Origin of the sequence: Roseovarius sp. MMSF_3298 (assembly GCF_030733705.1) — a bacterium.
GTDB lineage: Bacteria > Pseudomonadota > Alphaproteobacteria > Rhodobacterales > Rhodobacteraceae > Roseovarius > Roseovarius confluentis.
This window is the reverse complement of sequence record NZ_JASHIN010000011.1, coordinates 104,496-116,845: the sequence shown is the minus strand read 5'-3', so window position 1 is coordinate 116,845 and position 12,350 is coordinate 104,496. Positions and strand designations below refer to the sequence as shown.

The 12,350-nt window shown below is 63.1% G+C and carries 14 protein-coding genes; 4 read left to right on the top strand and 10 right to left on the bottom strand.

Annotation, left to right across the window (positions count from 1 at the left end):
* Positions 1-157 precede the first annotated feature (157 nt).
* A complete protein-coding gene (locus RBB18_RS11845; protein WP_306111824.1) occupies positions 158-1,018 on the top strand; it encodes a hypothetical protein in 861 nt (286 codons plus the stop codon).
* A gap of 18 nt (positions 1,019-1,036) precedes the next feature.
* On the opposite strand, the gene RBB18_RS11840 is transcribed toward RBB18_RS11845, so the two are convergent.
* From RBB18_RS11840 to RBB18_RS11795, 10 genes are all read right to left on the bottom strand, one after another.
* On the bottom strand, positions 1,037-1,699 hold the full coding sequence (locus tag RBB18_RS11840; RefSeq protein ID WP_306111823.1) for a DUF1523 family protein: 663 nt from the start codon (positions 1,697-1,699) through the stop codon (positions 1,037-1,039).
* Positions 1,700-1,711: 12 nt separating this feature from the next.
* Positions 1,712-1,978 carry a hypothetical protein gene (locus tag RBB18_RS11835; protein ID WP_103762428.1) on the bottom strand — a complete coding sequence of 89 codons (267 nt, stop codon included), beginning with the start codon at positions 1,976-1,978 and terminating at the stop codon, positions 1,712-1,714.
* A 3-nt stretch (positions 1,979-1,981) separates the two neighbouring features.
* On the bottom strand, positions 1,982-3,370 hold the full coding sequence (locus RBB18_RS11830) for a DUF6638 family protein (protein WP_103762427.1): 1,389 nt from the start codon (positions 3,368-3,370) through the stop codon (positions 1,982-1,984).
* 157 nt (positions 3,371-3,527) lie between these two features.
* Positions 3,528-3,896: a hypothetical protein gene (locus RBB18_RS11825; RefSeq protein WP_306111822.1), complete on the bottom strand. Its 369-nt coding sequence runs from the start codon at positions 3,894-3,896 to the stop codon at positions 3,528-3,530.
* Between the two features lie 18 nt (positions 3,897-3,914).
* Positions 3,915-5,858, bottom strand: a complete 1,944-nt coding sequence (locus tag RBB18_RS11820) for an ATP-binding protein (RefSeq protein ID WP_306111821.1) — start codon at positions 5,856-5,858, stop codon at positions 3,915-3,917.
* Between the two features lie 75 nt (positions 5,859-5,933).
* The gene (locus tag RBB18_RS11815; RefSeq protein WP_306111820.1) at positions 5,934-7,058 is read right to left on the bottom strand and encodes a hypothetical protein; all 1,125 of its coding nucleotides are present in this window, start codon (positions 7,056-7,058) and stop codon (positions 5,934-5,936) included.
* Complete coding sequence (locus tag RBB18_RS11810) at positions 7,055-7,288, bottom strand: hypothetical protein (RefSeq protein WP_306111819.1); 234 nt, start codon at positions 7,286-7,288, stop codon at positions 7,055-7,057. Before RBB18_RS11810 ends, RBB18_RS11815 begins: the two co-directional genes overlap by 4 nt.
* 5 nt (positions 7,289-7,293) lie before the next feature.
* Positions 7,294-7,455, bottom strand: a complete 162-nt coding sequence (locus RBB18_RS11805; protein WP_170067152.1) for a hypothetical protein — start codon at positions 7,453-7,455, stop codon at positions 7,294-7,296.
* 3 nt (positions 7,456-7,458) lie between these two features.
* A complete protein-coding gene (locus RBB18_RS11800) occupies positions 7,459-8,535 on the bottom strand; it encodes a hypothetical protein (RefSeq protein ID WP_274592407.1) in 1,077 nt (358 codons plus the stop codon).
* 130 nt (positions 8,536-8,665) lie between these two features.
* Complete coding sequence (locus RBB18_RS11795; protein WP_306111818.1) at positions 8,666-9,148, bottom strand: hypothetical protein; 483 nt, start codon at positions 9,146-9,148, stop codon at positions 8,666-8,668.
* A gap of 107 nt (positions 9,149-9,255) precedes the next feature.
* On the opposite strand from RBB18_RS11795, the gene RBB18_RS11790 reads away from it, so the two are divergent.
* From RBB18_RS11790 to RBB18_RS11780, 3 genes are all read left to right on the top strand, one after another.
* Positions 9,256-10,257, top strand: coding sequence for a hypothetical protein (locus tag RBB18_RS11790; protein ID WP_306111817.1), 1,002 nt, complete (start codon positions 9,256-9,258; stop codon positions 10,255-10,257).
* Positions 10,257-10,658, top strand: coding sequence for a hypothetical protein (locus RBB18_RS11785; protein WP_103762420.1), 402 nt, complete (start codon positions 10,257-10,259; stop codon positions 10,656-10,658). The genes RBB18_RS11790 and RBB18_RS11785 overlap by 1 nt, the downstream gene beginning before the upstream one ends.
* Before the next feature lie 303 nt (positions 10,659-10,961).
* The gene (locus RBB18_RS11780) at positions 10,962-12,263 is read left to right on the top strand and encodes an O-acetylhomoserine aminocarboxypropyltransferase/cysteine synthase family protein (RefSeq protein ID WP_103762419.1); all 1,302 of its coding nucleotides are present in this window, start codon (positions 10,962-10,964) and stop codon (positions 12,261-12,263) included.
* Positions 12,264-12,350 lie beyond the last annotated feature (87 nt).

The following is a 12,350-nucleotide window of genomic DNA, read 5'->3' as shown; positions in this document are numbered from 1 at the left end:
GTCCGATTATTCGCAGGATGATCGGCACTGGATTGCATCGGCGAAATATTGCGCGATTCCACCACATGCGCTACACTATGAACATAAAAATACAAAACAGGCACCGGGCAGGTCCATGAAATACGTTATCCATCTGGGCGTCCACAGGACGGCGTCCATGCTATTGCAGCAAAACCTTTCGGCCAATCTCGACCAGTTGCGCGCCCAGGGCGTCTTCTACGTGAACGCCGAAACCCCCAAACTTCTGCGCCGCCAGGTGCGCATGATCCGCCGCCGGCACAAGCCAGGCTCGCTCCCGAACGAGATCGGCCATTTCGAAGCCACAAACACCGCCATCACGCGGGCCGCCAACGAGGCCGGCGCCGAAACGGTTCTCATTTCCGACGAGCACCGCCTTGGTCCCTCGATGATCCAAAGCCTGATGTGGGACGAGGCCCACCCGGGCTTCTACCCGCAGGCAGCGACCAATCTGCAACACGCCCAGGCCGGCCTCCCGCTCGGGGACACGCGCCTGTTGCTCTACACCCGCAACGCCGAAAGCTACCTGCTCAGCCTCTATTCCGACGCGATCCGCCAGAACCAGGTCGCCATGCCGCTGGAACAGTTCTGCCGCAGCGTGAACTTCAACTCGATCAACTTTCCGTCGCTGGAACAAGAGCTTGCGGGGCTGCACCCGGACATTCAGGTGAAGTCGCGCCAGTTCGAGCGGATCAAGCTGGGGCCAGAGACCTACCTGCGCAGTTTCCTGCGCGATATCGGGCTCGATCCCGCGCCATTCAACCTGCATCCCGCGCCACCACAGCCACCACTTGATGCGATGCAAGTCGAGGCGCTCTTGCACATCATGTCAGGCAGCCAGTCGAAACGATCCGACATGGTCGCCCGGCTGCGCGAGAACGTGCTGCGCGGCGCGCCGAACCCAATGGCGCCGCTGGTGCTGCCTCAATGGGTTTCCGACTCGATGCGCGTCTCCGACGAAGGCCGCGCTTCCGACGCGGGGCGCACCCACGCCGCCTAAGGCCGCGGGGTCCGGCTTTCAGCCCCGGCGCTTGTCCTTGGGCCGCCAGGTATCCAGCCAGCGCCGGACCCGTCCGCGCCGGTCCTCGATGGCATTGCCCGCCGCGTCGAACCGCGCCTCGACCCCGTCCCAGACCGGATCGATCCGCCGCGCCCGGAACCGCCGCCACAGCCGCCAGACACCGTAGGCGACCAGCCCGAAGACCGCGAGTATCAGGATATTCAGCCACGGAAAGGGCTTGCCCACATCCGGCCCGGCCACCGGCCAGATGCTCACCCCGTTGGGAAAGATCGACAGGAACTCGTTGCGCCACCCGTAATGCTTCAACGCGGCCCAGCGCGGCGCTTCCGAGGTCGATTTCAGGTCGGCCGCCTCGGCCTGCAAATTGGACGTGTCGAACTTGAAATAGGGCGGCCAGCCCCAGCTTGTGTCCTCGTTGCGATAGACCATGGTGCTGCCATCCGCCCGCACCGTCTGGATGAAGAACACGTCGCGGTTGATTGCCGTGGCGTCGTTGCCGGCATCGGGACTGGCCCAGAACAGGCTATTCTCGCCGAAATCGATCCGCTTTTCATAAGTATCCGTGACGCGCACGATATCGGTCTGCAGAAGGGTATAGTGAAAGAACGCCGCCACCAGCACCCAGAACACCGCCCAGAAAAGCCATTTCAGGTACACCATCGCGCCGCCCCTTCAGTGGAAGTTCGTGAAATAGATGATCGCGGCCACGATGCTGAAGGGCACCACGTAAACACCAAGGATCAGCTTGCGCCGCAGCGAGCCGTCATAGTCTTCCAGCCCCTTCTCGATATAGGCGTCACGGTCGCCGGGCCGGCCTTCCTCTTCCCACCATTCGCGCAGCTTGGCCTTTCGCACGCTGCGCGAATAGAGCGACAGCACCACGTAAAGGATCGTGCAGACGATGAACCCGATGATCAGTAGCCGTGCCAGTGCCGCCATGTTCTATCCCTTTCCCTTCGTGCCCGCCCGGCGCGTCACTGGCCCCCAAGGGCCGACCCGCGCCACGACCGCCTCCAGGTCCGACGCCGGTTCGGGCGCTTTCGGCGGCGCGGGCTCTTCCATCGGCGCCTCGTGGCCAAAGAGTGCCGCGCGCGTGCCCAGCTTGTCCACCTGGTATTCGTTCAGCAGGACATCGACGACATAGGCCCGTTTGGTGTCCGCCCATGTCTCGTAACGGCGGTAAAACAGGCTCTTGTGGCAGATGAACAGCTGCCGCACATCCTTCGGCGCCAGTTCCGCCAGCAGCATGTTGACCAGTTCCGCGTCCTTGTGCGCCGCCGCCCGCAGCGTATAGAAATAGGCCGGGTTGTCCGAAGTGATGACCGGCCACGGCCCGCCATTCTCCGCCCAGTTCAGCAGCGCGTTCAGCGTATGGAATTCTTCGGGCAGAAGGTCCGAATGCCGCCGCGCCAGCCGGCGCATCTCGGCCCGGGTGCGGCCGGCCAGTTCCACGCCTTCCCCGGCCAGCGCGTCGACCAGCACGAAATCCATCTTCTGCCGCAGGATCGCCGCCGCGTCGATGCCGCGCGCCTTGACGATCGGCTCCACCAGGCCGTTGAGGTCAAGAAAACTGGCCACCCGATTGCGGTCGGACATGTCGAATACATAATCGATCCGGCCGCCCTCAAACGGCGTTTTGTCCTGCGCACAGATCACACCGGGCAGTTCCAAGTCCTGAAACAGGTACACCCCGCCAAAGTGACTGGTCCAGTAATTGCGCTGCTCGAAACTCATTTCCTTCAGATCAATGGGATTGCGCAGCACGTCACCGGTCTGCCCCGCAAGCTCGATCATCTCGGCAATCAGCACGTCGTCGAACCACGCGTCCTCTTCAGACATGAACCGCTCGACCTTTTCATCCAGCTTTTCGGCCTGCCGCAGCGCGCCGTTGGTGGTATCCGCCTCGATCTTGATACGCCGGATATCGAACAGCCGCGCGGGGCTCGACATGTCATAGACCGAGTTCACCAACTCGCCCGCCACCGCATCCCGCGCGGTCAGCGCGAACAGCGCCGGCTCGTTCTCCTCGATGAACTGCTTGAGGATGCCGCGCGATGTCGAAAACTGCGCATTCAGAAGCGGCGCGCGCTTCTGCTCCGTGGTCAGCAGGATGAACTGCCGGTTCACCCCCGCATGGTTGAGGTAGAGGTCATCGCCCAGCTCATGCCCAACCTCCGGCGAATAGCCCGAGATATCGACGTAGAAATCCGTCAGGCTGGTGGTCTTGCCCGTCAGATGCTTCAGCGCGCGATTATACCGCTCCACCAGCGCCGGGCTCGCCACATGCACCAGGTTGCCGAACATCAGGCCGGATCTGATCAGACGTTCCATGCACCACCTCCGTAGGGTGGGTTTCCAACCCACCATCCCCGGCCCGTCACAAACACCCCCGCGCCCCGGACCCGATCCGGGGCCTCTTCGCGGCTGCGAGTGTGAGATCCCGGTTCAAGCCCGGGACGGGTGCCTGAAATAATTGCACGCGCGTCCATCAAGCCTCTCCCCGCACGATATCGCGGTCCCGCAACCGCTCCACGCGCTGCGCCAGGCCCAGCCAGATGAAGACCAGAACCGGACCCCACACCACTACTGCCGCCAGCGAGGTCCGCAGGTACATCCACGCTACTGCGCCCTGCCCGGCAAGCGTCTGCCCACCCAGCAGGCTCCGCTTGTCGAAAAGTGCGAAAACAACCGCGCTCAGCCCCAGCATCAAACCCGCCGACGCTACGACCGACACCAGAACCCGGCCGTGCGACCGGGTTTCCCGCGGCGTGAATAGCCACGGCAACAAAGCCGCAAACCCGCCTATGATCAGCAGAGGCAGGCCCGTGTTCATCAATGTCACGCTCGTATCGTTCATGCCGTCGGGCGCGTGTTTTCACGCACCGCCCTCCTTCTCCGCCAGGTACCGCCGCTTCGCCTCCTCCGTCCGACCGAAATCGCGCACCATGGTCTCGATTGCCACCTCGTCCGACTTGTCCGCATAGCGGAACTCGGAATCCGCGTACCGATTGATTTCCTGAACAACCATCTCGACCGTGATCGGCTGGCGTAATTCCTCGATCATCCCTTTCTTTTCCTCATAGGACTTGAAGAGGAACAGGTCGGGCTTCTCCATCCACTCGTCCGGCAATTCGAAATCCATCGCCCGCACCTTCACCGCGTCGGTAATGTTCTTGATCGCACGGCCCGTGAACCGCTCATCCGCCTCCTGGATACCCTTCAGGTACGTCCCCAGCTTGGCAATCGTGTCCAACTTGCCGATATCCTTCTCCACGCGCTCATAGACCCGGATCAGTCCCTCCTCATGCGGCCGCGCGTGGCTCTCGAACGACGCCGCCACCGCCTTCTTGATCTCCTGCGCGGCATAGAACTCGTGCTGGCCCAGCGGAATGTCGTGGTTCTTTCCCATCAGCAGGTAAAGGATATCGATGTAATCCTCCCGCGTCTGCGGCCCGTCCACCAGGAACCGCGCCCCCGCCCTCTGGCGCAGCGCGTCATCCACGTTCTCGGGGTAGTTCGAGAACATACCGAACGTGCAGTTCCCCCGGACCACCGTATTGGCCCCGGCAAAGCTCTCCATCAGCACGGCGGTGATCTCCAGCTGCCCGGCGCTCGATTGCCGGTCGCCGCGCTTGCCCGCCAGCTGGTCGATATCGTCGATCGTCCCGAACCCGATCACGCCCGGATCGATCACGGTGTTGATGAACGCCTTGGCATTCTGCGCCGACTTGCCCTGATAGCTGTCGATGCTCTCGGTGCTCAGGTTCTGATACCGGAACGGATAGCCTGCGTTGTCGCAATAGCCCTTGATCAGCCCCGCCATCATCTGGATCAGCGTCGTCTTGCCCGTGCCCGGCTTGCCATCCCCCATGAAGGTAAAGATGAACCCGCCCAGCTCCGCGAACGGATTCAGCCGCCGGTCGAAATCATAGGCCATCAGCATCTTGGACAGCTTCAGCGCCTGGTACTTGGCGATATGGTTGCCCACCACCTCGTGCGGCTGCTTGAAGGTCATGGTCAACGTGCTGGACTTGCCTTTGGCCGCCGGCTCGAACCCGCGAATGGTGAAGTCATCCGCCTCCACCCGCCAGCTTGCGCCAGTAAAGGCAGCCAGCCGCCCGGCATTCTGGGCGCGCAGCGCGATCTTCTCCATCAACTGCTCTGCAAAGGCGCTGACCGTCGCCACCAGCCGCGCATCGTCTCCGGCATGGGCGGCGATATCCTGGTCCAGCTCCCACAACGCACCATGCAAAGCCAGTTGAGAATTGTCTGTCAGAACCTCCTCAACCTCGCCCACCTCGACGCTCACCTCGCTGCCAAGCGGCGCCAGCAGGAACGCCGTCGCATTGGCGAAGACATGCCCCACCGCCAGCGCCTCGGCACCCAGAAGCTCGGTGAACTCGGTCTTGCGGTCCGCGCCCAGCGACCCGGCCAGGTTCGCCCGCCGCAAATCGGCCAGCCCCGTGGCGTCGGAAAACTGCTCGCCCACTGCCAGAGCAACGGCAATCGCCCGCCGCAAACCGTGCAGCACCGTGGCCTGCATCGGGCTGACCAGCGGGTCGTCGCCGTCGGCGGCCTCGATCCGCTCCACCAGGTGCACGCCCTCAGGCCGCGCGGTCGAGCGTGTCACCAGCCCCGGCGTCGTCGTCCGGAACCGCCGCCGCGTGCCCAACCCGGCCGATTTTTCCTCCTGCGGCGCGTCGCCCGGCTTGGCAATGCGCGGTGTGTGGTCGAACCCCGCCAACATCGCCGCCGCTGCCGCGTAATGCTTGGCGATATCCTCTTCGCGCAATTCCATCGTGTCTGCCGTCAGGCTCATCTTCTTCTCCCCAATGGTGGGTTTGAAACCCACCCTACAAATCTGGCGTAGGGTGGGGTTTCACCCCACCGCACATCAATACCGCAGCACCCGCCCCCCCGGGCTGACCACGTACTTGGTGACCGACGAAAACCCCGGCGGCGTTTTCTCGGCCAGGACCTGGTAGGGCCGCTCGGGCAGGATGATGCTGCGCTCCATCCGCGTTGCCCCGGTCTCCGCCCCCTGCCCCGAAAACGGGTCCAGCGCGAAGACCTCGCGCTCCACCGTCCCGAACCAGCCCGCGCGCTCCTCGATCACGCGCTCGCTTTCCAGCACCTCGTCCGTCCACGCCAGCGCCCAGTCCTGCCCAACGGGTGCGTCAGCCTGCGCCAACACCTCGCGCAGCGGCCCGCTCTGGCGGGTGAAGGCGTCGCTGTACATCGGGCCGACGTGAAACCGCCGCATCCGCTTGGGGTGCAGATCGTCGAAACTCTCGTCGAACCCCTTGGCGATGGTCAGCAGTTTCAGACCGCCCAAGCTCTGCGCCATCAGATGCGCCTGCACCTCCGGCCAGCGCCGCTCGTCCTTGCCCAGTGGCGCGCGACCGGTATCCTCGACCTCCATCAAGTAGATCGTCGGCAGGTTCACCTGGCTGTCATAGACCGCCCAGTGCAACAGGTAGCGCCGCCGCTCGTCCAGCCCGCTCACCCATTGGATCTGCGGATCGTTCTGCGCCCAGAAAAGGTGTCCGCGCAGCATTTCCTCGTAATAAAGCCTCTGGGAGAGCGCGAATTGCAGCCGCGTCGGGATCGTCCGTTCCGAGATGATCTGCTCGACCATCTCGCGCTTCAGCGTTCCGGTATCCGGCATCCCGTCCAGGTGCCGCCGCGCCTGCGCCGCGTCGTTGGCCATCACCATCAGTTCCGAGAACATGGGAAAACCGCTTTCCTCCACGTCCATCGCCAGAGAGCCGAAAAACTGACCGGTATCGCGCCCGACCAGCAGGTATTTCATGCTCAGCGCCTTGAACGTATAGGCGATCCCCTGAACATAGGTGGTCAGGACCTCGACCTCCTGCTTGCCAAGATTACCTTCGGCCTGCATCACGGCGGCCACGCGATTCAGATGCGCCGTGATCCGCTCGAACTTGGCGAAGTAGCGCCGCGACGCGAAGAGGTCGGTCAGCGCAGCGCGGTCAGATGTCAGGGCGTCGGCGGTCATTCACCTCCCCCGCCACCGTCACCCGACCCACCAGCTCCGTCACTATCAAAGCTGGAGTAGCCAGACCCGGCGCCGGGCTTCACGAAGGCCCAGACCGCCAGAACGATCATCCCGATGACGCCACAGGCCATCATCTCGTCATGTCCCAACCTGTAGCCGCCCAGTGCCATGCCACCCGACACCACGATGCCGAAAAGTAAAACCAGGCCGGATATACGCTCTTTGGACATCGCACTCACGACCCGTTGCCACCATCGCGGCGCGACCGGCTGATCAGCAACAGACCCGCAACGCCGAATCCCACACCGACAAGGTTCACCCAAGCCGGAACGGTAAAGACAAACGACACCACGAGGCAGACGACCGACAGAACAATGGCAAGCGTTCCCAGCCCCATGCCTTAGCCGCCATACGCGTTGGCGTCGTGCTTCTCGATGATCTTGGAGAACCGCCGCGCGAACCGCTCGTCCGCCTTGGCCTTGGCCTCCAGCACCTCGCGGGCAAAAACCATGTGATCTTCGTGCGCCTCCAGCATGTCGGCCATCTTCTGATTGGTGGCCGCGCCGATCCCGGCCATGGCGCTCTGCGCCTCCTGGTCGGTCTGCACGCCGATCTCGTTGATCCGGTGTGCCACATCCTGCTGCTGCGCGGTTTTCAACGACTTGGTCAGCGCATCATACAGCACGACACGTTGTTTCGTGTCGGTCTGCAATTTGTTGATCAGCACCATCTGCGTCGCCGCCTGGTTCTGAAGGCTGTCGACCCAGGTCTTGCCCTTTTCGATATACCGCTCCAGCGTCTGCGACTTGGCCAGCTTGACCTGTTCCTGCTGCACCATCTCGTTATACTTGGCGTTCATTTCCGCCAGCTCGCTTTCCAGCTTGGTGCGGGCCGCTGCGTCGGTCTCGTTGGCGATCTTGTTCTCCAGCTCGATAATCTTGGGATCCATCCCCTGGATATCGGCGCGCAGCGTTTCCAGTTCGCCCACCGTCGCCTCGCGCTCGTCCAGCGTCTCGGTGAGGTTCGTTTCCACCTTCACCTTGTGCTCTTCCAGCGTGCGCAGCTGACCTTCCAGCAATTGCACGATGATGTCTGATTTCGAGATCAGGTCCTGCAACTTGTCGTCGATGCTGGCGGTGCGAATGCGGTCCTGGCGCATGCTGTCGGCCTTGTGCCGGCTGAAAATGCCGACGAAACTTTCCCAGCCCGTCTTGTTGCGCATCTCGTCGAAATCGCGCGAGAACCCTGCCGTCACGTCGTCCAGCCCCATGATCAGCTCGGCGATGTTTGCGTTCATCGTCTCGGTATGCGCGTGCACCTCGTCCAGCGTCGCGTTCTCGATATCGAGGCTCGCATCCTCGCCGCCCTTGATCTTGGACCGCGCGGTTTCGATCTTGCTGGTCAGTTCGGCAATCTTCGCCTGCGCTGATGCGACCTGTTCCTGACTTTCGCGCACCTGCGCATCCAAATTCGCCATCACCGTTCCCCTTCGCGTAAAGTTAATTACCTTAACATCAATATAGGTACGCCATGGCTGATTTGAAGGCGCGCCCGCTCTTTAGGGTTTTCGCAAAACCTTTGGCGCGGAGCAAGAAAGACGTGCGTGCTCAGGGCATCAAAACCTCTTTCCGCCCGAACGCCCCCGCCGCTGTGTCCAGATCATCGTAGAGAATTTCGATCTCGACGCTGTCGACCGACCCGGGCGGAAACGTCCGGTAGAGGACCGTTTCGCTGGTGATGGCGTTGGGTGTCGCAGTCTCGGTCTGGCAGGCCGGCATTTCCCAAACCTCCAGCGTACCGCCATTCACGTCGACACGCATCTGGTGCATCCCGCAGCGCCAGCTCAGCAAATGCGTCAGGTAAAGCCAATCCTGACCATCGTATTCTCGCACCGCGACCCAATTGCCGCGCGTCGCCTCGACGATGGGCTTGATCTCGGTCGCGGTGGTGAACTTGCCCGTGGGCGTCTGATCCTCGGCTTCGAAAGCGCTCGAAGACGGTGCCTCCGCCGATCCCGCCGAAGCCATTTCCTGCCCGCCGGGCTGCCCGCCCAGCGCCACGGCCAGGCCAATGAAAAACCAGTCGATCATCCGAAAATACCTTTCCTTTCAAAAATCTGCGCAACTGCCTCTCGCGCAACCGCACCGCACCGCCTATACTGCCCCGAAAGGGCAGTTCAGGCAGGCGTGACCGGATTATGGCCGCGACAAAAGCGAAAAACCAAGCGTTCAATATCGTGGTTGTCGGCCATGCCGGGCGGCTTCAATTCGAGGCCGTGCTCTTCGCCGCCTCCCTGCGCGCCCGCAGCCCCGGATTTTCCGGCCGCCTTTTCGTGGCCGAGCCTCAGCCCGGCCCTCTGTGGAAGAACGACCCGACCATGCGCGGCGACATCCGCGCCCTGCTGGAAAGCTATGGCGCCGAGATCGTTCCCTTCGAGACGAAGCATTTCGGCCACGCCTATCCCTACGGCAACAAGATCGAATGCCTGACCGCCCTGCCCAAGGACGAGCCGTTCGTGTTCTTCGACACCGACACTCTGATCACCGGCGACCTCTCCCGCGTGCCCTTCGATTTCGACCGCCCCACCGCCTCCCTGAAACGCGAAGGCACATGGCCCGAAATCCAGCTCTACGGTCCCGGCTACACCCAAACGTGGAAGTCGCTCTACGACAAGTTCGGGCTTGATTTCGAATCGTCGCTCGACACGTCGCTGCCCGACGAATACTGGCGCCGCTACCTTTATTTCAACGCCGGCTTCTTCTTCTACAAATGCCCGCATGTCTTCGGTCAGCGCTTCCTCGACTACGCGCTGGCGATCCGCGACGACTCGCCCCCCGAACTGGTCTGCCAGTCTCTCGACCCCTGGCTCGACCAGGTGGCGCTACCGCTCGTCATTCATTCCCTCGGCGGCGGTCGCGACACGCTGCCCGCCGGTTTGCTCGACGGCGAGGTGTCGTGCCATTACCGCCTGCTGCCGCTGCTCTACGCCCGCGAGAACGATGATGTCGTCACCCTGCTGGAAGAGATCAGCGCCCCCAACCCGGTCAAGAAACTGCTCAAGAACCACGACGCCATCAAGTTCATGATCTACCACGGCCGCGGCCACAAGGTGCGCGACCTCTTCGACCGCGAGAACATGCCCCGCAAGGAGCAGGCAATCCGAAACACCATTCGCCGCAACGGCTTCTGGATGCGCTGATGCCCCTCGGCCACGCCCCCGGTCTGACCCGCATCGCCCAAGTCTTCGGCCCGTCCGATGCGATGCTGGTGGTCGCCGCACTCGAGGGCGCAGGCTTCCGCGTCTTCGTGCCGGGCTTCCACACGCTTTCCAATGTGCAATATCTGTCAGTGGCCCTTGGCGGAGTGCCGGTCATGGTCGAGGCCTCGCGCGCCATCGAGGCCGCGGCCTTTCTCGATGCGCTCGAAACCGAGCAGGTCGAATTGCTCGATCCCGACACATTCGACCTCACACCCGAGGACGACCTGCCGCCCCCCCGCCCGCGCAGCCTCTTGCGACGCATCGTCGAAAGCGCTTTCTACCTGCTCACCGGCACCGCGCCCGCGCTAAGGGGCCGTTACGGGCGCACCCCCCGGGGCTAAAGCGTTTCGCCTTTGACCTGAGCCATCAGCGAAAGGCGAAACGCGTGCAACGATTGGCCGTTGTGCCGCGTTTCGCGATAAGTTGTGATCCAAGTTTATCGCAAAACGCTTTAGCCACGCCCCGGCTTTTTCTTGCCGTAAATACTCAATCCGTCCTAGGCCCCAATATGCGGCACCGGCCTTTTTCGCCCCGTCAGCGGCTGTGCCCGCATGGGCAGGCCACCCCCGGCCCGGACGCAATACGCTTGTCCTGCGTCCCGCCATCGCTTACCCAAATGACAAACGCCATAAGGGAGGCTTTCCATGTCCGACGACGACCGCATCCACCAGTTCGGCTTCGACACACTGCAAATCCACGCCGGCGCCCGGCCCGACCCGGCCACAGGCGCGCGCCAGACGCCGATCTACCAGTCGACCGCCTACGTGTTCCGCGACGCCGAACATGCCGCCGCCCTGTTCAACCTTCAGGAAGTCGGCTTCATCTATTCCCGCCTGACCAACCCCACCGTGGCCGTGCTTCAGGAACGCGTCGCCACGCTCGAGGGAGGCGCCGGCGCCGTCTGCTGTTCATCGGGGCACGCCGCCCAGATCATGGCGCTTTTCCCGCTAATGGGTCCGGGCAAGAACGTGGTCGTCTCCACCCGCCTCTACGGCGGTTCGGTCACGCAGTTCAGCCAGACCATCAAGCGCTTCGGCTGGTCGGCCAAGTTCGTCGATATCGACGACATGGACGCCATCAAGGCGGCCATCGACGATGACACCCGCGCCGTCTTCTGCGAATCCATCGCCAACCCGGGCGGCCACATCGCCGACCTGCGCGCCGTGGCCGACGTCGCCGATGCCGCCGGCCTGCCGCTGATCGTCGACAACACGTCGGCCACGCCTTACCTCTGCCGCCCGATCGAACATGGCGCGACGCTGGTCGTGCATTCCATGACCAAGTTCCTTACCGGCAACGGCACCGTCACCGGCGGTGTCGTGGTGGATTCCGGCACGTTCGACTGGTCCGCCTCCGACAAGTTCCCGTCCCTCTCGGAACCCGAACCCGCCTATCACGGCCTGAAGTTCCACGAGACCTTCGGCCCGCTCGCCTTTACCTTCCACGGTATCGCCATCGGCCTGCGCGATCTCGGCATGACGCTGAACCCGCAAGCCGCGCATTACACCCTGATGGGGATCGAGACGCTGTCCCTGCGCATGCAGAAACACGTCGAGAACGCCGAAACCGTCGCCGCCTGGCTGGAAAAGCACGACGCGGTCGAGGCGGTCACCTATGCCGGGCTCAAATCCTCGCCCTATCACAAGCGCGTCAAGACCGTCTGCCCCAAGGGCGCGGGCGGGCTTTTCACCGTCGCGTTGAAATCGGGCTACGAGGGCTGCGTCAAATTGGTGGACAATCTCGAGCTCTTCAGTCACGTCGCCAACCTCGGCGACACCCGCTCGCTCATCATCCACTCGGCCTCTACCACCCACCGCCAGCTGACCCCGGAACAGCAGACGGCGGCCGGGGCGGCGCCCAACGTGGTGCGTATCTCGATCGGCTGCGAGGATGCGGACGACATCATCGCAGATCTGGAACAGGCTCTGGCCAAGGCCAGCGCCTGACCGCCGGGGGTCTCCGCCGATCGCGAAATTCGTGATCGGTGTTTGCCTTTCCCTCGGCGGTAAGCTGCTGTAGAATCCAACGGCGGC

Excerpts from the sequence above, each read along its gene's own strand:
- RBB18_RS11780 (WP_103762419.1), top strand. The coding sequence starts at position 10,962 with ATGTCCGACGACGACCGCATCCACCAGTTCGGCTTCGACACACTGCAA.
- RBB18_RS11840 (WP_306111823.1), bottom strand. The coding sequence starts at position 1,699 with ATGGTGTACCTGAAATGGCTTTTCTGGGCGGTGTTCTGGGTGCTGGTG.
- RBB18_RS11790 (WP_306111817.1), top strand. The coding sequence starts at position 9,256 with ATGGCCGCGACAAAAGCGAAAAACCAAGCGTTCAATATCGTGGTTGTC.
- RBB18_RS11845 (WP_306111824.1), top strand. The coding sequence starts at position 158 with ATGCTATTGCAGCAAAACCTTTCGGCCAATCTCGACCAGTTGCGCGCC.
- RBB18_RS11810 (WP_306111819.1), bottom strand. The coding sequence starts at position 7,288 with ATGTCCAAAGAGCGTATATCCGGCCTGGTTTTACTTTTCGGCATCGTG.
- RBB18_RS11800 (WP_274592407.1), bottom strand. The coding sequence starts at position 8,535 with ATGGCGAATTTGGATGCGCAGGTGCGCGAAAGTCAGGAACAGGTCGCA.
- RBB18_RS11825 (WP_306111822.1), bottom strand. The coding sequence starts at position 3,896 with ATGAACGATACGAGCGTGACATTGATGAACACGGGCCTGCCTCTGCTG.
- RBB18_RS11795 (WP_306111818.1), bottom strand. The coding sequence starts at position 9,148 with ATGATCGACTGGTTTTTCATTGGCCTGGCCGTGGCGCTGGGCGGGCAG.
- RBB18_RS11820 (WP_306111821.1), bottom strand. The coding sequence starts at position 5,858 with ATGAGCCTGACGGCAGACACGATGGAATTGCGCGAAGAGGATATCGCC.
- RBB18_RS11835 (WP_103762428.1), bottom strand. The coding sequence starts at position 1,978 with ATGGCGGCACTGGCACGGCTACTGATCATCGGGTTCATCGTCTGCACG.
- RBB18_RS11805 (WP_170067152.1), bottom strand. The coding sequence starts at position 7,455 with ATGGGGCTGGGAACGCTTGCCATTGTTCTGTCGGTCGTCTGCCTCGTG.
- RBB18_RS11785 (WP_103762420.1), top strand. The coding sequence starts at position 10,257 with ATGCCCCTCGGCCACGCCCCCGGTCTGACCCGCATCGCCCAAGTCTTC.
- RBB18_RS11815 (WP_306111820.1), bottom strand. The coding sequence starts at position 7,058 with ATGACCGCCGACGCCCTGACATCTGACCGCGCTGCGCTGACCGACCTC.
- RBB18_RS11830 (WP_103762427.1), bottom strand. The coding sequence starts at position 3,370 with ATGGAACGTCTGATCAGATCCGGCCTGATGTTCGGCAACCTGGTGCAT.